Origin of the sequence: Bacillus basilensis, from assembly GCF_050630465.1 — a bacterium.
Lineage (GTDB): Bacteria > Bacillota > Bacilli > Bacillales > Bacillaceae_G > Bacillus_A > Bacillus_A basilensis.
On record NZ_JBNTQO010000005.1, the window covers coordinates 266,067 to 283,629 of the forward strand.

The 17,563-nt window shown below is 33.0% G+C and carries 20 protein-coding genes, 2 other RNA genes and 1 riboswitch; of the genes, 20 read left to right on the plus strand and 2 right to left on the minus strand.

What is annotated here, in order from left to right; translation table 11 throughout:
- Nucleotides 1-255: a DUF3931 domain-containing protein gene (locus ACQVV1_RS13330; RefSeq protein ID WP_000369740.1), complete on the minus strand. Its 255-nt coding sequence runs from the start codon at nucleotides 253-255 to the stop codon at nucleotides 1-3.
- A gap of 71 nt (nucleotides 256-326) precedes the next feature.
- On the opposite strand from ACQVV1_RS13330, the gene ACQVV1_RS13335 reads away from it, so the two are divergent.
- From ACQVV1_RS13335 to ssrS (ACQVV1_RS13355), 5 genes are all read left to right on the plus strand, one after another.
- Nucleotides 327-785 carry a GNAT family N-acetyltransferase gene (locus ACQVV1_RS13335; RefSeq protein ID WP_242251232.1) on the plus strand — a complete coding sequence of 153 codons (459 nt, stop codon included), beginning with the start codon at nucleotides 327-329 and terminating at the stop codon, nucleotides 783-785.
- A 30-nt stretch (nucleotides 786-815) separates the two neighbouring features.
- Nucleotides 816-1,088 carry a YpbS family protein gene (locus ACQVV1_RS13340; protein ID WP_000451820.1) on the plus strand — a complete coding sequence of 91 codons (273 nt, stop codon included), beginning with the start codon at nucleotides 816-818 and terminating at the stop codon, nucleotides 1,086-1,088.
- 2 nt (nucleotides 1,089-1,090) lie between these two features.
- Nucleotides 1,091-1,924 carry a sulfurtransferase gene (locus ACQVV1_RS13345; RefSeq protein ID WP_242251233.1) on the plus strand — a complete coding sequence of 278 codons (834 nt, stop codon included), beginning with the start codon at nucleotides 1,091-1,093 and terminating at the stop codon, nucleotides 1,922-1,924.
- Between the two features lie 116 nt (nucleotides 1,925-2,040).
- Nucleotides 2,041-2,223, plus strand: a non-coding RNA gene (gene ssrS, locus ACQVV1_RS13350) — 6S RNA.
- Nucleotides 2,224-2,244: 21 nt separating this feature from the next.
- A non-coding RNA gene (gene ssrS / locus ACQVV1_RS13355) (6S RNA) lies at nucleotides 2,245-2,428 on the plus strand.
- Between the two features lie 54 nt (nucleotides 2,429-2,482).
- Here ssrS (ACQVV1_RS13355) and ACQVV1_RS13360 read toward each other — a convergent pair.
- Nucleotides 2,483-2,932 (minus strand): hypothetical protein, encoded by a 450-nt coding sequence (locus tag ACQVV1_RS13360; RefSeq protein WP_242251234.1) that lies wholly within the window; start codon nucleotides 2,930-2,932, stop codon nucleotides 2,483-2,485.
- An 83-nt stretch (nucleotides 2,933-3,015) separates the two neighbouring features.
- On the opposite strand from ACQVV1_RS13360, the gene ACQVV1_RS13365 reads away from it, so the two are divergent.
- The 15 genes from ACQVV1_RS13365 (at nucleotide 3,016) to ACQVV1_RS13435 (ending at nucleotide 17,537) form a co-directional block, all read left to right on the plus strand.
- Complete coding sequence (locus ACQVV1_RS13365; protein ID WP_000169030.1) at nucleotides 3,016-3,327, plus strand: hypothetical protein; 312 nt, start codon at nucleotides 3,016-3,018, stop codon at nucleotides 3,325-3,327.
- Between the two features lie 3 nt (nucleotides 3,328-3,330).
- Nucleotides 3,331-4,566, plus strand: coding sequence for a glutathionylspermidine synthase family protein (locus ACQVV1_RS13370; protein WP_242251235.1), 1,236 nt, complete (start codon nucleotides 3,331-3,333; stop codon nucleotides 4,564-4,566).
- Complete coding sequence (locus ACQVV1_RS13375; RefSeq protein ID WP_242251236.1) at nucleotides 4,563-4,949, plus strand: DUF350 domain-containing protein; 387 nt, start codon at nucleotides 4,563-4,565, stop codon at nucleotides 4,947-4,949. Before ACQVV1_RS13370 ends, ACQVV1_RS13375 begins: the two co-directional genes overlap by 4 nt.
- Nucleotides 4,950-5,131: 182 nt before the next feature.
- A riboswitch (M-box (ykoK) riboswitch) is annotated at nucleotides 5,132-5,297 on the plus strand.
- Between the two features lie 343 nt (nucleotides 5,298-5,640).
- Nucleotides 5,641-6,366 carry a P-type ATPase actuator domain-containing protein gene (locus tag ACQVV1_RS13380; RefSeq protein WP_098555657.1) on the plus strand — a complete coding sequence of 242 codons (726 nt, stop codon included), beginning with the start codon at nucleotides 5,641-5,643 and terminating at the stop codon, nucleotides 6,364-6,366.
- A gap of 132 nt (nucleotides 6,367-6,498) precedes the next feature.
- Nucleotides 6,499-7,365: a 5'-3' exonuclease gene (locus ACQVV1_RS13385; RefSeq protein ID WP_060630229.1), complete on the plus strand. Its 867-nt coding sequence runs from the start codon at nucleotides 6,499-6,501 to the stop codon at nucleotides 7,363-7,365.
- Between the two features lie 357 nt (nucleotides 7,366-7,722).
- Entirely contained in the window at nucleotides 7,723-7,863 is a 141-nt protein-coding gene (locus ACQVV1_RS13390; RefSeq protein WP_001228048.1) for an FbpB family small basic protein, read from the plus strand.
- 327 nt (nucleotides 7,864-8,190) lie between these two features.
- Nucleotides 8,191-9,384: an acyltransferase family protein gene (locus ACQVV1_RS13395; RefSeq protein ID WP_098556798.1), complete on the plus strand. Its 1,194-nt coding sequence runs from the start codon at nucleotides 8,191-8,193 to the stop codon at nucleotides 9,382-9,384.
- On the plus strand, nucleotides 9,385-10,128 hold the full coding sequence (locus ACQVV1_RS13400) for a YveK family protein (protein ID WP_431168957.1): 744 nt from the start codon (nucleotides 9,385-9,387) through the stop codon (nucleotides 10,126-10,128).
- Nucleotides 10,115-10,735, plus strand: a complete 621-nt coding sequence (locus ACQVV1_RS13405; protein ID WP_431168958.1) for a CpsD/CapB family tyrosine-protein kinase — start codon at nucleotides 10,115-10,117, stop codon at nucleotides 10,733-10,735. The genes ACQVV1_RS13400 and ACQVV1_RS13405 overlap by 14 nt, the downstream gene beginning before the upstream one ends.
- 18 nt (nucleotides 10,736-10,753) lie before the next feature.
- Entirely contained in the window at nucleotides 10,754-11,392 is a 639-nt protein-coding gene (locus ACQVV1_RS13410; RefSeq protein WP_098556792.1) for a sugar transferase, read from the plus strand.
- A 38-nt stretch (nucleotides 11,393-11,430) separates the two neighbouring features.
- Nucleotides 11,431-12,867 carry an oligosaccharide flippase family protein gene (locus ACQVV1_RS13415; RefSeq protein ID WP_431168959.1) on the plus strand — a complete coding sequence of 479 codons (1,437 nt, stop codon included), beginning with the start codon at nucleotides 11,431-11,433 and terminating at the stop codon, nucleotides 12,865-12,867.
- Nucleotides 12,868-12,870: 3 nt separating this feature from the next.
- Nucleotides 12,871-14,073 carry an O-antigen ligase family protein gene (locus tag ACQVV1_RS13420; RefSeq protein WP_431168960.1) on the plus strand — a complete coding sequence of 401 codons (1,203 nt, stop codon included), beginning with the start codon at nucleotides 12,871-12,873 and terminating at the stop codon, nucleotides 14,071-14,073.
- Nucleotides 14,048-14,848 carry a glycosyltransferase family 2 protein gene (locus ACQVV1_RS13425; protein WP_242251244.1) on the plus strand — a complete coding sequence of 267 codons (801 nt, stop codon included), beginning with the start codon at nucleotides 14,048-14,050 and terminating at the stop codon, nucleotides 14,846-14,848. Before ACQVV1_RS13420 ends, ACQVV1_RS13425 begins: the two co-directional genes overlap by 26 nt.
- A complete protein-coding gene (locus ACQVV1_RS13430) occupies nucleotides 14,845-15,897 on the plus strand; it encodes a glycosyltransferase family 4 protein (RefSeq protein ID WP_242251245.1) in 1,053 nt (350 codons plus the stop codon). Before ACQVV1_RS13425 ends, ACQVV1_RS13430 begins: the two co-directional genes overlap by 4 nt.
- A 92-nt stretch (nucleotides 15,898-15,989) precedes the next feature.
- Nucleotides 15,990-17,537 carry a glycoside hydrolase family protein gene (locus tag ACQVV1_RS13435; RefSeq protein WP_142332834.1) on the plus strand — a complete coding sequence of 516 codons (1,548 nt, stop codon included), beginning with the start codon at nucleotides 15,990-15,992 and terminating at the stop codon, nucleotides 17,535-17,537.
- Nucleotides 17,538-17,563 lie beyond the last annotated feature (26 nt).

The window sequence follows — 17,563 nt, forward strand, 5'->3', positions numbered from 1 at the left end:
TTATGAGAAAAAGATTCGTTCAATTTTCTTTTGTAGTACCGTATCTAAAGATTTGACAAACCCAGCAAATTCATCGGTAGAAATCATATGAGTAAGAACGAGTCGTCTGCCGTCTGGTGTTTCACCGCATAAGACGAATGAAGAAAATTCATATGTTTTGTTTTCTACTACTAATTTTGGATAGGAATACGTGTCGCTTTTCTTCTTCTTTCCATCAATAGAGATGACGTTGCATTTTTTCTCATTGTTGTCCATGATGAATCCCTCCTTTCTATTACTTATGGTAGACAAGGAGGGTTTAGAACAATAGAGAAGGGGGAATTTTTATGGGTGTAGTAATAGAGTATATTTCGAAAGAAGCAATACCGAAGCCTTTATTATTGCTTGCTGATCCAAGCGACCAGCAAATTGATACATATGTACAAAGAGGGTTAACATATGTAGCTAAGCAAGAGGAGAGTGTTATCGGTGTATATGTTCTTTTGGAAACAAGACCGAAGACGATGGAAATTATGAATATTGCGGTTGCAGAGCATATGCAAGGAAAAGGTATTGGAAAGAAATTATTAAAGCATGCGGTAGAAACAGCTAAGGAACATGGTATGTCACAACTTGAAGTTGGTACAGGCAATTCTAGTGTTTCACAACTTGCTTTCTATCAAAAATGTGGATTTCGTATTTTTTCTATTGATTTTGATTACTTTTCGAAGCATTATGAAGAAGAGATTATTGAAAATGGGATTGTATGCCGAGATATGATTCGACTTGCAATGGAATTGAATTAGAACGTATAACTTATTTAGGGGGAAGAGAAGATGGAAGTACATAAAGCAATTACAGCACATTCTCGTAAACAAAATGAAAGTGTAAAAGCATGTTTACAATTAGATGCGCAGCGTGAAGCAGCTATTGAAGCAGCCGTATCTCTTGCGTCAAATGGGAAAGAATTTTCGGTTGATGTCATTAATGTTGTAACAAAGCAAATTAATGATCTTGCAAAAAATGGTGTTACACTACAGCGTAAATATGTTACAGAAGAAATGGTTATGGAGTATGTAAGTCGTTTGCAAGAGAAAGAAGGTCGTTAAAGATGATAGTTACAGTCGAATGGTTACGTGAGCATATAGAAGATGAGAATGTCCGTATAATCGATTGTCGTTTTGATTTAGCGAATCCTAATTGGGGTAGAGAAAAGTATGAGGAAGAACATATTCCTCATGCGTTATATTTAGATTTAAATTTAGATTTATCAAGTCCAATAACAGAACATGGTGGTCGTCATCCGTTGCCAAACATTAAGGAGTTTGCAGACAAGCTTTCGCAAGCTGGTATTGATGAACATACGACAGTAATTGCATATGACAGTCAAGCGGGTGCAAATGCTTCTCGTGTATGGTGGTTATTAAACTATGTAGGACATGAGAAAGTATATATATTAGATGGCGGATTTCCAGCTTGGAAAGAGAATGGACTACCGATAACAACGGAAATTCCGGTTGCTATACGAAAAACATTCAAAGCCAATATACAAGATCATATGCTTGTAACGATGGAAACGGTTAGAGAGAATATTCATGCAGGTGCAGATGTTACGTTAATTGATTCTAGAGAACCAAAACGTTATGCTGGTATAGAGGAACTTGTTGATCCAAAAGCAGGACATATTCCGACAGCTGTAAACTATTTTTGGAAGGATGGAATTGTACAATCAGGACAATTTAAGAATGAAGCTCAGCAACAAGAACGATTCCAAAATCTTTCGAAAGATAAGGAAACAATTGTATATTGTGGTTCTGGTGTTACGGCATGTCCAAATATCCTTGCATTAAAATTAGCTGGATTTCAAAATGTTAAATTGTATGCAGGTAGCTGGAGTGATTGGATTTCTTATCCAGAAAATCAAATTGCAAAAGAAGAAGATTAATCACTTGCATGCAAAAATAATTTGTATTAAAATAAGGACACAAGCAAGAGATTGCTCGAAAAACTTTGTATTTTACACATTGGAAACAATGTGATAATATAACGACAAGTAAATAATACATCCTGCGGTGTACGTAACTTATTTATGTCTAAAACCGATGTTAGTTATACGGAAGCTCAATATTTAGCGACCATCATCAAGCCTTCCTTGTGGAGGAAGATGTACGGTAACTGTGAGGGCATCCACCTGCGAGTAGCGGGTTTTTGGACATTTACGAGGAGCGGCACGTGCGGGGGTCTTATTTCAACTAACATTATATAAAATTCCTACGGTGTACGTAGCTTATGCATGTCTTAAACCAATAAGTTTAATATGGAAGTTCGATATTTAAATGTAGCTAACATGCCATCTTTTTAAGAAGGAAGTTACAAACATTTGTGAGAGCATCCACCTGTGAGAGCAGGTTTATGGACATCTAGAGAGAACGGCATATGTGGGGCTAAATAAAAACCTTACGTTTTATACGTAAGGTTTTTTTGTTGCATACATATATTCATGTTATCTCGATTCACCTGTAAAGTTTCCATAATAAATATAGCACTTTCTGTCTTCATCAATCTCTCTTGAATCTAAAGTAAACTCCATATGCATGCCGTCGCGCTGAATATAGATAATATCTGAATGAAGAGATGGCAAAATCTCTTCATAGTTCCATACATCTTTACTATCTATTATGCTTGAACTCGTTTCACTTAGTTCTCTAACTTCAAAACCGATGTGGGAGTATGTCGGGTCTGAAGGGTCATTTGCAAACTCTTCTTTTTGAATATATATAACTGCTGTTCCGTCTGGATCTACAGAAGTTGCAGTAACAACATATGTATTTTTATCTTTTATAAAATATTCACAAGTCATGCGTGCGATGATTTCAGAATTAGAAATATTTGCGTAGTTCCATAAAGCAGGATACTCTTTCGTTTCATCATTAAGTCGATATTCTAAGCGCATTTTATCCCTCTTCTTCCTTTTTCTTCTACTTTATCATGCTATCCTATATAATAGGAATAGAATTTAAAAAGGGGAGTGCGAAGGTGACAAAAACGAAATGGCTAGTAGGTGGTGTCGTAACGTCTTTAATGACTGGCACTTTATTTGGCTGCGCGCAAGATCTTCCCCCAAAACCGAATGATAATAGTTGTTCAGATTGGGATTGGGATGATGAACTTGGGGTATGGCAGTGTGATGATAGTAGTTCAGGATATCGTGGGCATTACTTCTATGGTGGAAGATACTATCAAAATAAATCCACTTTCAAAAATTCATCGGCGTTTAAATCTTATCAATCGTCTGCGGAATTTAAAGGTGGAATTGGAAGCGGTTCAAAGGGAGGATTTGGGGGCTAAAATATGTCGCAATACATAAGGGATCGAAAAGAATTTTATTCGAAATATCCGAATTTTTGGTCGGATTTATATGAATGTGAATATAGTTTGTTTCATGTTTTCTCTATAACAAACGAGACTATGAAACAATTACAGTTAGCAACTGAACGAATGGGGAAAATATTTTTTAAGACTGCTAGACTTCTGCGCAATTTAAGCGACGAACAGCTTATTGAACTCGGGTTTCCTCCTGCAAGCTTATCGTTCATTAGAATGAAAGGATTATATCCTGAATCTGTTATTTCGCGGTTTGATTTCGTTTTAACAGATGGTAACCAAATTAAAATGCTCGAATTTAATAGTGATACACCAACTTTTATTATGGAATGCTTTCAAATGAATGGGAAAGTTTGCGAGCAACTAGGCTATGATGATCCAAACTCGGATCAAGAACGGCTACTATCTTCTGGTGTTACAAAAGCCGTTACGGAAGCGACAAAGGGAATAGACAACCCAAATGTTGTTTTTACAGCACATCATGAACATGTTGAGGATTGGAATACGACTGTGTATTTGAGTCAATTATGCCATGTTGAAAATAAAGTGGTGCCAATGTCAGAACTTAGAATTACAAAAGATGCTTTAGTGGATAGGGATGGGGTACAGATTGATGTGTTATATCGCCAAACATATCCGATAGAAGATTTAATTGAGGATCAAGATCCTGAAACAGGAGATTTGGTAGGTGTGGAACTGTTGGAACTTGTAAAAGCCGGAAAGCTTTTTATAATCAATCCATTGTCAGCATTTTTACTTCAGCCTAAATCAGTTCAGTGTCTTATTTGGGGATTAGCAGAAGAAGAGGCCTTTTATACAAATGAGGAACAACAGTGGATTAAAGAATATATGTTACCTACATACTTAGAACCAGATTTATTTTTAGGAAAAGATTCTTTCGTTCAAAAGCCTTCATTTGGTAGAGAAGGAGACACAATTACCATTCGTGATAAGGACGAACATATTATGCTTCAAAATGCATATCAAACGTATAAGGCGTCACTGCCGATTTTTCAAAAGTATACAATACTGCCAGTCGTATCCTTGGAAACAGAAAAAGGGATGGAGAAACTGTCGTATGTGTTTGGTTCGTTTTTAATTGCCGGAAAAGCGAGTAGTATCGGTATTCGTGCAGGGGAAAAAATTACGGGGAATGAATCGTACTATTTACCAGTAGGTATAAAAAAGGAGGAAAGTATATGATTAATTTTTTATTATATTTAGCAGTAACACTTGGCCTTTTATGCATTGGTCTTTTTCTAATGGAAGTGACAACGAAAGTAAAAGAATTTAAGCTAATGGCCCAAGGAAATAAGGCGGTAAGCTATGTACTTGGAGGGCGATTACTTGGGTTAGCTATTGTATTATATTCGACAGCAGCAAATTCCATTTCACTTCTTGATATGGTTTCGTGGGGAGCAGTTGGGATTTTTGCTCAAATTATCGTCTTTTATTTAGCTGAGTTGCTTACACCACGCTTTAATATAAATAAAAGTCTCGAAGAAGATAATCAAGCAGTCGGTCTTTTTCTTATGTTTTTATCGCTTTCAATTGGGATTGTAATTGCTGGTTGTATAACTTATTAAAAACCTTACGTTTAAACGTAAGGTTTTTATTTTTACTAATTTTGAAATGTGTGTTTGATTCATTTAATGAGTAGAAAGAGAAATAGTGTGTATATGAGAGGGAGTTGTTTTAATAAGGAAAAGATTCCATTCAAAGTGTTGACATCTATTTTAAATAAGAGTAACATTTTCTATGTAATAAAATAAGTCTCTGTTAGGTGAGGCTCCTGTATAGAGAAATGCTACTGCCCAAAAATGTCGAGAGACGCCAATGGGTCAACAGGAATGATCGAATTAAGGTTTTTCTTAACGTAGCTGGTAACGTACCTATGCTATACAGTGCTAAAACTCGGCGAGGGAGAGGTCCGTAGATTTCTAATTGTATTAGGAATCGTTTATTTGTGTATGTAATGGCCTTTACTCTTTTCGGAGTAAGGGTCTTTTTGTTACCAAGCTATGAGTAATTTCATAGTATAAACTATAAAATTAAACGAGGAGGTGAGGAGCATGTCAAATTCTGACTCGGTTCCGTTACCCATATACTTCAAATCAAAAATATATGATGTAGGCAGGAAACGACTTGTTCCTCCCTCTATATTTATCATCATGTAGCGTTTATATGTATGTTTAAGCGCTAGACACTTTCACAGTAAAGTGGATAAATTGAGAAACAAAGCGTTTCTTCCTATGTTGTAATGGAGGAGACGATAATATGTTATATGCAAACAAAACTGTGGGTAACACGTCATATAAATTAAGTAAAAAATCAATGAAAGAACAAACAATGCTTCAAAAAAATAAAGATTTATTAATTGAAATCGCAACGAGAGATGTAAAATCTGTATTTGCGTATTTTAAAACAACAAGAGACGGATTATCTATGAAAGAGGCACAAAAACGTATTCAATTATACGGCCGAAATGAATTAACTTCAAAAAGAGCGCGTATTGCGGAAGTAATGATGAAGCTAACTGGAATGATCCCAGGTCTGTCAAAACAACATGTGCGTGATGGATTACAATGTGAGAAAATTACTGTGTCTCGAGTAGAATGTTCTAGTATAACAGGTTTAAATGGTGAATTGAAAATGATGAATTTGCCAGTACAAGAGCTTGTTCCTGGCGATATGATTTTTCTTTCAGAAGGTGATACAGTACCAGCAGATGTACGTATCATTTATGCGAATGATTTATTAGTAAATGAAGCTGTGCTAACAGGAAACGATGTAAGTATTGAAAAATTTGAAAGCTGCTATCATCTTGAGCGCAAACGATTTATTCCTTTAAAACGAATGAAAGATTATAATCCACTTGAACTTGAAAACGTATGTTTCAAAGGGACGTATATTGTTGGTGGAAATGCAAAGGCTGTAGTTGTTTCAACTGGGAAAAATACGTATTCAGGAATTCTTCATACTTGTTGTAGTAGAACGTCTTAATGTGTAAATGATGCTAAATATACAAAAACAATGTATAATAGACAAAGTTGAAAAAACGTAGAATGGTAATCTATTTATATAACCTTACGTGATGACGTGGGGTTATTATTTTTTTTTAGTAGGAGAGGGATTATGAAAAAAGTATTATTAGTTGATGGTATGGCACTATTATTTCGTGCTTTTTATGCAACAAGTGTCTACGGACAATTTATGAAACGACAAGATGGTACCCCTACAAACGGGATTCATGGTTATATGAAACATTTATTAACAGCTATGCAAGCAATTGAACCGACACACATCGTAACATGCTGGGATATGGGAAGTACGACATTTAGAACAGAATCGTTCTCAAATTATAAAGCGAATCGTGCAGCGCCGCCTGAAGAATTAATTCCGCAATTTGATTTAGTACAAGAAATGACTGCGAAATTATCAATTCCAGTCATCGGTATGAAAGGGTATGAAGCGGATGATTGTATCGGTACGCTTGCAAAACAATATTGTAATGAAGCGGAAGTTTATATTTTAACAGGTGATACGGATTTACTTCAGCTTGTCGATAAGAACGTTACAGTTATGCTTTTGCGCAAAGGAATTGGAAATTACGAATATTACACACCAGAGAAAATTATGGAAGAAAAAGGTGTAGAACCTTGGCAAATCGTGCATGCGAAAGCTTTCATGGGCGATACGAGTGATAATTATCCAGGTGTAAAAGGTATTGGTGAAAAAACAGCGTACAAGCTTATTCAAGAGCATGGGACAGTAGCAACCGTACTAGAAAATGTATCATCGTTAACGAAAGCACAGCGTACGAAGATTGAAAGTGATTTAGAGAATTTAAATATTTCATTACAATTAGCACAAATTCATTGTGAAGTTCCTATTTCATGTTCATTAGAAGAAGGATTACACACAATGAACGAAGAAAAACTACGATTCGTATGTGAAGAAATGAATTGGGGGAGACCTGAAATATTAATCAATATGCTGTAAATAGTTTGGTAAGAGGGATGTTGCATGAGTCGAACGTTGACTAGGTGACACCTTCTTTTTTGTTTCGAAAACAGTATGTTAGTAAGTGAAAGTATAGGGGACTTAGCTTGAAATATATAAATATTTCGACAAGATAAATCGATATAAGATGATGAAGTTAGCAATTTATATAATCAAATGAATCGACTTCAAAATGATTGTAGGAGGATCTTTTTTTTCGTGTTCACAAAGTTGTCAGAAAATAAGTGGAATTTTCATATGAAGTTCAAATAGAATTCACAACAATCAATTATTATAAGAACAACCAGATAATTCTTTATCTTTTATATAAACCATCCCCCAAGGAGGACAATGAAAATGAGAAAAAAAGTGAGAAAGTCTTTTAAACAATTATTAATTGAAAATAAACAATCACTATTAAATAATAAAGAAAATATGAAAGAAATTGAGGAACGAATTGAGAAACGACATGTAGCATATAGTGGTGCCAGTAATTAAATAAAATAAAAAAGATAGCCTTACAAGGCTATCTTTTTTATTTTATATTGAAAAAACGTTATTCCTCTCTTGATTTATGTAAATATGCAAGATATTTTTATAGTGTTTTTCTATCAATATTACTCATTTTTCGAGGTTGAAATTGGTATATGCCAATTTTTAAGATTCGCTATTCATAATATTACAAAAAATGTTACAATACATTCAAATTTATGCTATAAAATCGCTTTAAAATGAAAATTGGAATGAAAAGAAAGGAGAGGAATATGAATAATGGTGTCGCTTCGAAATGATTATTATCATTTCAGTAGGAGTTGATGTAAAGCGATGGATAGGTATGAAGAACTGGATTCAATTAGAGGGATTTCTTCATTGGTAGTAATGATTGGCCATCATTTAATGATTTTTTCAGTATTTCAAAATTATAGCTATGAAGATAATAAACCATTTGTTATTTATCTATTAAAAGAAACGCCTGCTCGTCTAATTTTTAGTAGTGGTAACGAATCTGTTATTATCTTTTTTGTTTTGAGTGGATTTGTTTTGTATACATCCATTCAAAAAAACTACGATAGCTATAGGTCATTTGTTGTAAAGCGTATATGCAGAATATATATTCCATATATCGTAGCAATAATTATAGCTATTTTATGCCAAACTACAATGAGTAAATATGGTATTTCTAATTTAAGTGAATGGTTTAATCGCTCATGGACGATTGAAGGTTCTTTAAGCCTAATAGCGCAACATATTTTATTGGTTGGGAAATATAATACAGATGCATATAACGGCGTAATTTGGTCACTTGTCCATGAAATGCGAATATCAATAATATTCCCGTTAGTTTTAATGGTTTGTTTACGAAAAACGTTGATGTATTCATTATTATCATTGTTTAGTTTTAGTATATGCTCTGTCGTGATATTATTTTTATTTCGCTCGAGTTTAACATTAACAAGCTATGTATTAACGCCACATTACACGGTGCTGTTTTTACTAGGAGCACTAGTTGCGAAGTATAAAAATAATTTAATAGTTTTTTATAGTAATCGTACTAAAAATGAGAAAATTGCATGGTTTTTATTTGCGATTTTACTTTATATGTATGAAGGGCTTATTGGAGAAATTAAATTGCTCAATAATTTTATATTTCGAGACTACGTAGTAGCGATAAGTGCGTGTTTATTTGTCATATTAAGTTTGTCAGTATCAACTTTGTCATCCTTGCTGCGTAATAAATACTTGTTATATTTGGGGAAGATTTCTTACAGTCTTTATTTATACCATATCATATCTTTATTTTCCCTTATGTACATGCTCCATGAAATATTCCCGTTATCTCTTGTTTTAATTTTTTCGCTTATTCTTTCGTTCATACTTGCGATGATTTCTTATTTGTTTGTAGAAAAATTTGCATTCAGGATCGGAAAGTATGTAACAAAGCAATCGAATTTAGAAAAGAAAGGACTATCTGTAGAAAGTGAGTTGCAGGATGCCATTCAAACAAAGGCGGTGAAATAATTGAAGCAAGAAATTAGTATGAAAGATTTTCAACAGTTATTGAAAAGAAGGATAGTAACAATCATTTTGACGATGTGTTGTTTAACTATCTCTTTAATTTTGATCTCTATGTATGTATTAAAGCCTTCATATCAATATTCAACGCAAATTCTTGTTGGAAATTTAGATGGGTTTAATAAGGAAAATGCAGTGAATAAAACACAAGAAAATAAGCAGCTCGTAACTTCGTATGTTGATATTTTAAAAAGTCCGCTTATTATTTCAACAGTCAAAAAAACTTTGAAATTAGAGCAATCAAGTTATGAGTTAGCACAAAAAATTTCAGTGGTGAATATGGACAATTCACAAATTGTTACTGTTACAGTAAAAGATTCGGACCCTAAAATCGTGAAGGAAATTGTAAAGTCATTGGCAGAACAATCTCAAAAAAGCTTTCAACAGTATACGAATGTACAGGGGATAAAAATATTAACTGATCCTGAGTTACAAGAAAAAGCTGAAAAGTTGTTTCCGAAATTTCAACTTATCATTCCTATCTCTTTAATTGTTAGTTTTTTTCTTGGGGTAGGTTTAGCGGTATTTCGAGATTATTTTGATGAACGTATATACGAGGAACAGGATTTAGAAAAAATAACAAAAGTCTCTGTTATTGGTCACATAAATATGAAACCGAAAAGAAAAAAGAAATCTACAGAAGTTGATCCGCAATCATCTATATATCGAGGTGAACATGTCGATGTTTAAGACAAAGAAACAGCTGCCATTTAATCCGCATGATGCTCTAATGAAAGAGCAGTTTTATACTGTGTATCACGAGTTGAAAAAATCGGGAAAACAAGTGTTCACAGTTAGTTCAACGAAGGATAGAGGTGTTGTTGCTTCGCTTATAGTAAATATGGGGCTAGTATTTGCGGAAATGAAAAAAAAGGTGTTACTTATCGACGTGAATTTTTCTGATCCTAAACTACATCTACTATTACAAAGCAATCATACGAAAACAGTGAATGATATAATAAGCGATTCCACCTGTAGTTACGAATCCTTTTCTAGTAATTTATCTAAATACTTATATTGTATTCCTGCAAAAAAAACAGTACACACCGGAACGACTTTAGTTGCTATGGATGAATTTGATCGTGCAATTGAGAGGTGGAAAGAAGATTTTGATTACATTTTCTTGTATTCCTCTGAAGTATTTGAGCTTCCTGCCACGCACATTATTACAGGGAAATGCGATGGAGTGGTCTTAGCAGTTAAAAAGAGAAAAGATTCCCTGCGTACTGTGCAAAAAGTAATAGCGGACATAAAGAGGAAAGAATGTGAATTAATAGGTATAGTTTTATATTCTTGAATGTGGGGGTAACGATCTATGATTCGTGAAACAAACCAAGCCAAGTTGTATACGATTCCAGCTCAAGCAAAGACCAGTATGTTGAATCGAAGTATAAAGCGCTTGTTTGATATTATATTTTCACTCATATTGTTACTAGTAACGATACCAATTATGTTGTTCTTTTGTATTATGATTGCTTTCGAAACAGCAGGAGCTCCAATCTATTTTCAAGAACGTTTAGGGATAAACGGGAGGAAATTTAATGTATTTAAATTAAGATCGATGGTAAAAGATGCTGAAATAAATGGACCGCAATGGGCAAATGAAAATGATCCAAGAATTACTAAAGTTGGATCATTTATAAGAAAAACGAGAATTGATGAGTTACCGCAACTTTTAAATATTTTAAAAGGTGATATGTCCTTTGTTGGACCTAGACCAGAGAGAGCGTATTTTTATAAACAATTTGATACGTATATTCCAGAATTCAAGGATCGTTTAATCGTGAAGCCAGGGTTAACAGGATGGGCACAAATAAATGGAGGGTATAATCTTGATCCGAAAGAAAAATTGAAATTGGACATGGAGTATATTGAAATGAAAACGATTCGGATGGACATTCGTATTTTATGTAAAACTGTTTTAATTGTATTGAACGGTAACGGTGCAAGATAAATAATATGTAAGTAGGTTGCTCGCAAAGGAGAACTGGTATGGGTAGATCTATTCTAAATAATATTATTCATCTATTTTATAGCACGATTTTAGCTAATCTGCTTCAGGCTGTGAGTTTAATTGCTTTAGCAAATTTTTTTAATGCACAACATTATGGAATGTTTAGTGTTGCCATAGCAGTGACGTTTGTTATGTTATTTTTTACAGATTTAGGACTTACGAATACGTTTCTTCGAGAAGGAGCAAAAGATGGCGTAGACTTAGAGACAATTTTATCGTCGTATATAAAAATAAGGATGATTCTACTTATTTTCATTTCCATAATCGGTTATATTGCTGTTCATTATATGTATGCGGATAGAAATTTAATTTATATGATGATAAACGTAATGTTTTTTATGTTAATAGGATTAACTTGGCAAAATATAGGGATTGCCTATTTTCAACTGACGGAACGTATGAAGTATATAGCACTTATTAAAGTTGTATCAGCGTCAGTTGTTATCATAATTACATGTTTTTGTATTTTCGGAGAGTTACCGGTGTATGTAACAGCTCGTTTATATGCTTTTGGTTATATGATTGGTGGTGTATTCAGCATATATATCATGAGAAAAAAGACGAGTATGAATATGAAGGTCGTAATTCATAAAGCATTATTTTGGCAATTAACTCCGTTTATTATTAGCGGTTTTTTAATAATGAGTACGCCACAATTAGCGCCTATCTTGCTCAACTATACATTACCATTAAGTATGATCGGTGTTTTTGCAGTGGCGTACCGGATGCCAGCAGCTTTATATCAAGTACCAGGGGTGATTGCAGGTGCATTTTTTCCAGTTCTCTTTAAGCATTATAACCAGAATAATTTAGAAGAGCATACGAAATTAAACTTACTTCAAATAAAAGCAATGGGAATTGTGGGAATATGTATGACGATAGGTTTATATTATTTAGCGCCATACTTTATTTCTATATTTTTTCATGAGGAGTGGAGTGATGCAGTAGAGCCACTCCAAATATTATCATTTCTCATTGTGCTGCAAAGTTTAAATATTGCTATAGCTGACGGCTTAACAACGAGAGGACGTCAAAATAAAAGAACTGTTGTGCAATGTATAGCGTTAGTGATAGGTGGGGTTATGCTTTATAGCTTTAGTAGTATTGGTGGAGTGATAGGAGCAGCTTATGCTATGGTTTTATTTGAAATTGTGGCTCTAGTTGGGTATATAGCGGTAAGTGTAGTGAAGAAAAAAATTGTATTCCAAATTGTCATACCTTATACAATTTATTTTGGCGTAACTTTTATTGGAGTGCAATATATATTGCATACATATCATTTAATTGCGCTCATTCTTAATACGTTAATCGTAGTAGTTGGTATATTCCTATATGATTATGAGCTGAAAAAACTTCTTCTGTCATTTATAAGAAAAACACGCAAAAAGGATTATATTACGAAACAGGGGATATAGCCTATGAAAATATCGATGAAATGGATTATGCTTCTAATATTATTTGTTATGTTAAGTAAATACAACATATATATTGGATTTTCGTTGAAGATATATATGATTTTTTTAGTCATATATTTTTGTTTAACAATTAAAAACTTTCATATTCAAAAGCTATATTTTCATGAAGTTGTATTTTTACTATTTTATTTCATCTATTGTTTGAGTGGAATTCTTTCTATATATTTAAATGCTAGTATTCGTATGATTTTTGGCGTGCTACTTGTTTTAGGGTGCTATTTTATAATGAGAAATTTATTAGGAAATGTTGAAATAGCAACACTTGAATCATCTATTGTCTATGTTGGATTATTATTTAATATTGTAAGCCTAATACTTTATATAGTCGGTTTACAGCACTTTGGATTATACGGTGGAGAAGAGAGAGAAATTTTTGCTGGACTATTAGTTGATAGAGGATATCCAAGATTAATTGGATTGCTAGATGATCCTAACATTTTTATTTTTTATAATACAATATTTTTTATGTATTATATGACAAATTTACATAATATGACGAACATTATAGGATTGATTTTATGTGTTACGACGAGTTTATTAACTTTTTCAAGAGGAGGTATATTAGCACTTGTGCTTGTCGTTTTTGTATATGTATGTACATCTAGTTTTGCAAAAAAAATAAAAATAATGGTGAGTTTACTATTGTTTAGTGTAGTAATTTTTAGTTTATCGAATAGTGTAATGGGTGGTCAATTGGATGACATATTGAATAAAAGAATTTCTGATTTTTCGCACGATAATGGAAGTGGCAGATTTACATTATGGGAAGCTGCTTTTAAATATTATGTATCCAATCCATATATCGGAATCGGTGCGTTTAATTTTTCGAATTATTATGAGTTTCAATTTAATGAAAAATTATATGTGCACAATACATTTTTAGAAATTTTGTCTGAATCAGGTACAATTGGTTTTCTTTTATATAGCGCGTTTTTAATCATATTAATGTCCAAGTTAACGCAGTATACTTTGTTCCGCGAAAAACCGTATCTTTTATTAACTATGATTGCATTTTTATTTCAGATGATGTCATTGTCACTCATTATTAACGAAGCGTTCTTTTTATTTTTAGCAATTGTTATGAAGTACATTTCAATATATGAAGGAAGGGGAAAGATAGATGGTAAAATGTCTATTAGCGCATAATAAGACGCCTCATGTCTCCATAATAACACCTTCTTATAATAGTATACGATTTATAGGTGAGACGATTTTATCTGTACAGAATCAATCATATGAAAATTGGGAAATGATTATCGTTGATGACGCTTCAACTGACCAATCTGCTACAAAAATTAAAGAGATAATAGAAGGGGACTCGCGTATTAGGATATTATCATTAAAAGAAAATGTTGGTGCTGCGAAAGCTCGGAATTTAGCGATTGAAGAGGCGAGAGGAAGGTATATTGCTTTTTTAGATAGCGATGATATATGGTTGCCACATAAATTGAAGACGCAATTGTTATTTATGGAAGAAATGGATGTGGACTTTTCGTATACATCGTATAGTTTAATAGATGAAAACAGTAATGAACTAAATCGAGAAGTGAATGTACCAGAATTTATGGATTATCATTATTTAGCGGGAAATACAATTATCGGCTGTTTAACAGTAATGCTTGATAGGGAGAAAATTTCTTATATTGAAATGCCTAGTATGCAACCTGAAGATACTGCATTATGGTTGAACTTGTTAAGTGAAGGATATGAAGCAAGGGGGATACAACAAGTATTAGCAAAATATAGGATTGTTGAAAATTCTGTTTCGAGAAATAAAATAAGAGCGGCTTTCCGATATTGGAATTTATTAAGAAAACAAAAACCACTTAATTCATTTCAAACCTTTTTTTATTTTAGTAAGTATGCTTATCATGCCTATAGAAAAAATAAAATCAATGTAGTTGGGAAGACGCAAATATGAATATACTGTTGATGACAGATAAATTAATAACTGGTGGAGCCGAGAGTTATTTCTGTAAATTGGAAAGCAATTTACGCTATGAGAACTTTACGGTTTATACAGCTGCAGGTGATGGAGAACTATATGAATCTCTTACTAAAAAAGAAAATTTCATGTTACTTAGCCGATGGAATCATTTGAGAAATATTCATTACTTACGAAAAGAAATTTGTAAAAGAAAGATAGAACTTATTCATGCAAATAGTTTGCGAATGGTATTATATGCTTTTCTACTTCAAAAGTCTGTGAGAAGAAAGATAAAAGTCGTTTATACGAAACATAATGTAACGATATTAGAAAAGAAAATGCCAACTCTTTTTCGTTATTTCATGAATAAATATGTGAACAATATTATTACAGTAAGTGAGTTTGAAAAAAATAACTTAATTTCAATGTATGTAGCTGAAGAGAAAATAAAGACAATTTATAATGGTGTGGATATAGAAAAGTTTTTATTCCAGCAGAAAAAGAAAGAATCTACTTATAATGTAGGGATATTAGCTAGATTATCCAAAGAGAAAAACCATCAACTATTTGTAAAAATTGCAAATGTGTTGAAAGAGAGAAATGATTTTAAGTTTTATATTGCTGGTGATGGACCAGAGAAAGAATCTATTATGAAAGAAATAGAAAAATATGGATTGCAGCAAAGTGTAAAGATGTTGGGGAATATTTCCGATCCGCACGGATTTATAGGAAATATGGATGCCTTACTTTTATTATCTTTTCGTGAAGTGTTTCCAATGGTAGTAATTGAAGCAATGGCTACAGGAACACCGATTGTTTCAATAGATGTTGGCGGGATAAATGAAGCGGTAATAAATGGGAAATCAGGTGTTTTGATACATGAATATTGCGAATCTGAATTTGCAAGTGCGCTTGAGGAACTACAAGGGAATGAAGAAAAGGTGAATGATATTAGGTTGAAAGCAAGAGAGAAAGCAGAGAGGTATTTCTCATTAACTAAAATGATAGAAGAAACGAAAGATATATATGAATTAAACAAATGACGGTAGAAGTCGTTTGTTTTTTTTATTATAGAAACTTTTAAGGGACAACTCACATATTATATGAAAAAGGTAATATGAGGAGTGAATTTGTTTTGTCAGAGTATATTTTATCACAAGGAGATTGTGCACCAGAAAATAGTGTTCATATTGATTGTTTTGGTGCAGTTCCGAACTCGGGAAATGATAGTTCATTAGCAATTCAGCAAGCTATAAATTATTGTGTAGCGAATCGAATTTCGACGGTTAGAATTACAGGGGTAAATACGTACAAAATTGTAAAGCCGATTGTTATTAAATCAAACGTAAGATTAGAGTTAGATCCTACTGTTACGCTGCAAATTGATGGGGATTTTAATGCGTTTGAACTGCAACAAAATGCGTCTATAACAGGTGGTACAGTTCAAGTTATAAATCCAGTGTTTCAATCTGCTGTTATTTATGTTTCCGGTTCACAACAAATAGAAGTTCCTAATCACTCTCTTATATCTAATATAAATATAATAAATACAACGTCGTCATATAAAGGTAAGGCTATATACTTTTATTGTCAAAAAGCATGGGATTATATTAGTTTCTTTCAAGTTAACTTTATTCAAATTAAAAACTTTCAAACTGCAATACATTTGAAGACAGAATATATAGATGATATAAATACACCTTGCTGGATTAACGCAAATGTATTTCAATCTATATTTATTGATGGATGTCAGTATGGGATAGAAGTTGATGGAAACAGTGATTTACCAAATGAAAGTTCAGGCAATACGTTTCATGATATTCAAGTGCAATGTAGACAGCAAACGAAAAAAGTCATTCGTTGTACGGGTGCCTATAATACATTTGATTGTATGATTTGGGATACGTACCGGATGAGTAGTGAACAGATTGTCATTGAATTTTCTTCTAATTCGCATCGTAACTATCTTTTTTCAAATTTACTTTCTACAACTATTGTAGATAAAGGGCAATACAATGTTTGCAAGTCTACCTATGAAGAATCTCTTCGAATTCAGTTACCGATTACGTTAAATAAACCACATTTAATAGGGAATCAAGATGATATTTTAGTAAATGCTCAGCAGAAGTATACGATTAAGCAAGTAAGTGGGAAAGTACCATACGGGGGAAACCTCGCAAATTGTTTTAATTTAATAGATGAACAAAGTGTAAACTATATTGATGTTCCTGATAGTAATCCAGTTGTCATTGAACTAGATTTTACGAAGAATCCAATCAAAATGTTGAATTGTTTTGGAATGTATTTTGGATGGGGAGAGAGTCCGAAGAAAATCAAAATTGAATATGCATTAAGTGCAACTGGAAATTGGGTTGTTGCATCGGATGTTCCTTTAAATGTAGGCGATACAATTATATCGAATATGAAAGCGAGTCAGTTATATAAAGTTAGAATTACATTGAGTGGTTATTCTCAAGACCATAAGCGTTTTCGGATTAATCGTATGTTTGCAAGGTCTTCTATGGAAAATGGGAATGCTTGGTTAGCAACAACTGGCGGAAGAATGTTTGGAGATATTGAAATAGAAGCAAGTAAAGGTATCGTTATGAAGACTGCTAGTGGAGCGAAATGGAAAGTCACTATAAATGAGGCTGGCCAACTTGTTACGACGAAAATAACTTGAGATGATGCTTAATTGTATATCATTGG

Coding starts and splice junctions, on each gene's coding strand:
- ACQVV1_RS13345 (WP_242251233.1), top strand. CDS start 1,091: ATGATAGTTACAGTCGAATGGTTACGTGAGCATATAGAAGATGAGAAT.
- ACQVV1_RS13335 (WP_242251232.1), top strand. CDS start 327: ATGGGTGTAGTAATAGAGTATATTTCGAAAGAAGCAATACCGAAGCCT.
- ACQVV1_RS13425 (WP_242251244.1), top strand. CDS start 14,048: ATGGTAAAATGTCTATTAGCGCATAATAAGACGCCTCATGTCTCCATA.
- ACQVV1_RS13430 (WP_242251245.1), top strand. CDS start 14,845: ATGAATATACTGTTGATGACAGATAAATTAATAACTGGTGGAGCCGAG.
- ACQVV1_RS13375 (WP_242251236.1), top strand. CDS start 4,563: ATGATTAATTTTTTATTATATTTAGCAGTAACACTTGGCCTTTTATGC.
- ACQVV1_RS13395 (WP_098556798.1), top strand. CDS start 8,191: ATGGATAGGTATGAAGAACTGGATTCAATTAGAGGGATTTCTTCATTG.
- ACQVV1_RS13405 (WP_431168958.1), top strand. CDS start 10,115: ATGTCGATGTTTAAGACAAAGAAACAGCTGCCATTTAATCCGCATGAT.
- ACQVV1_RS13385 (WP_060630229.1), top strand. CDS start 6,499: ATGAAAAAAGTATTATTAGTTGATGGTATGGCACTATTATTTCGTGCT.
- ACQVV1_RS13360 (WP_242251234.1), bottom strand. CDS start 2,932: ATGCGCTTAGAATATCGACTTAATGATGAAACGAAAGAGTATCCTGCT.
- ACQVV1_RS13340 (WP_000451820.1), top strand. CDS start 816: ATGGAAGTACATAAAGCAATTACAGCACATTCTCGTAAACAAAATGAA.
- ACQVV1_RS13390 (WP_001228048.1), top strand. CDS start 7,723: ATGAGAAAAAAAGTGAGAAAGTCTTTTAAACAATTATTAATTGAAAAT.
- ACQVV1_RS13330 (WP_000369740.1), bottom strand. CDS start 255: ATGGACAACAATGAGAAAAAATGCAACGTCATCTCTATTGATGGAAAG.
- ACQVV1_RS13380 (WP_098555657.1), top strand. CDS start 5,641: ATGTTATATGCAAACAAAACTGTGGGTAACACGTCATATAAATTAAGT.
- ACQVV1_RS13415 (WP_431168959.1), top strand. CDS start 11,431: ATGGGTAGATCTATTCTAAATAATATTATTCATCTATTTTATAGCACG.
- ACQVV1_RS13410 (WP_098556792.1), top strand. CDS start 10,754: ATGATTCGTGAAACAAACCAAGCCAAGTTGTATACGATTCCAGCTCAA.
- ACQVV1_RS13420 (WP_431168960.1), top strand. CDS start 12,871: ATGAAAATATCGATGAAATGGATTATGCTTCTAATATTATTTGTTATG.
- ACQVV1_RS13370 (WP_242251235.1), top strand. CDS start 3,331: ATGTCGCAATACATAAGGGATCGAAAAGAATTTTATTCGAAATATCCG.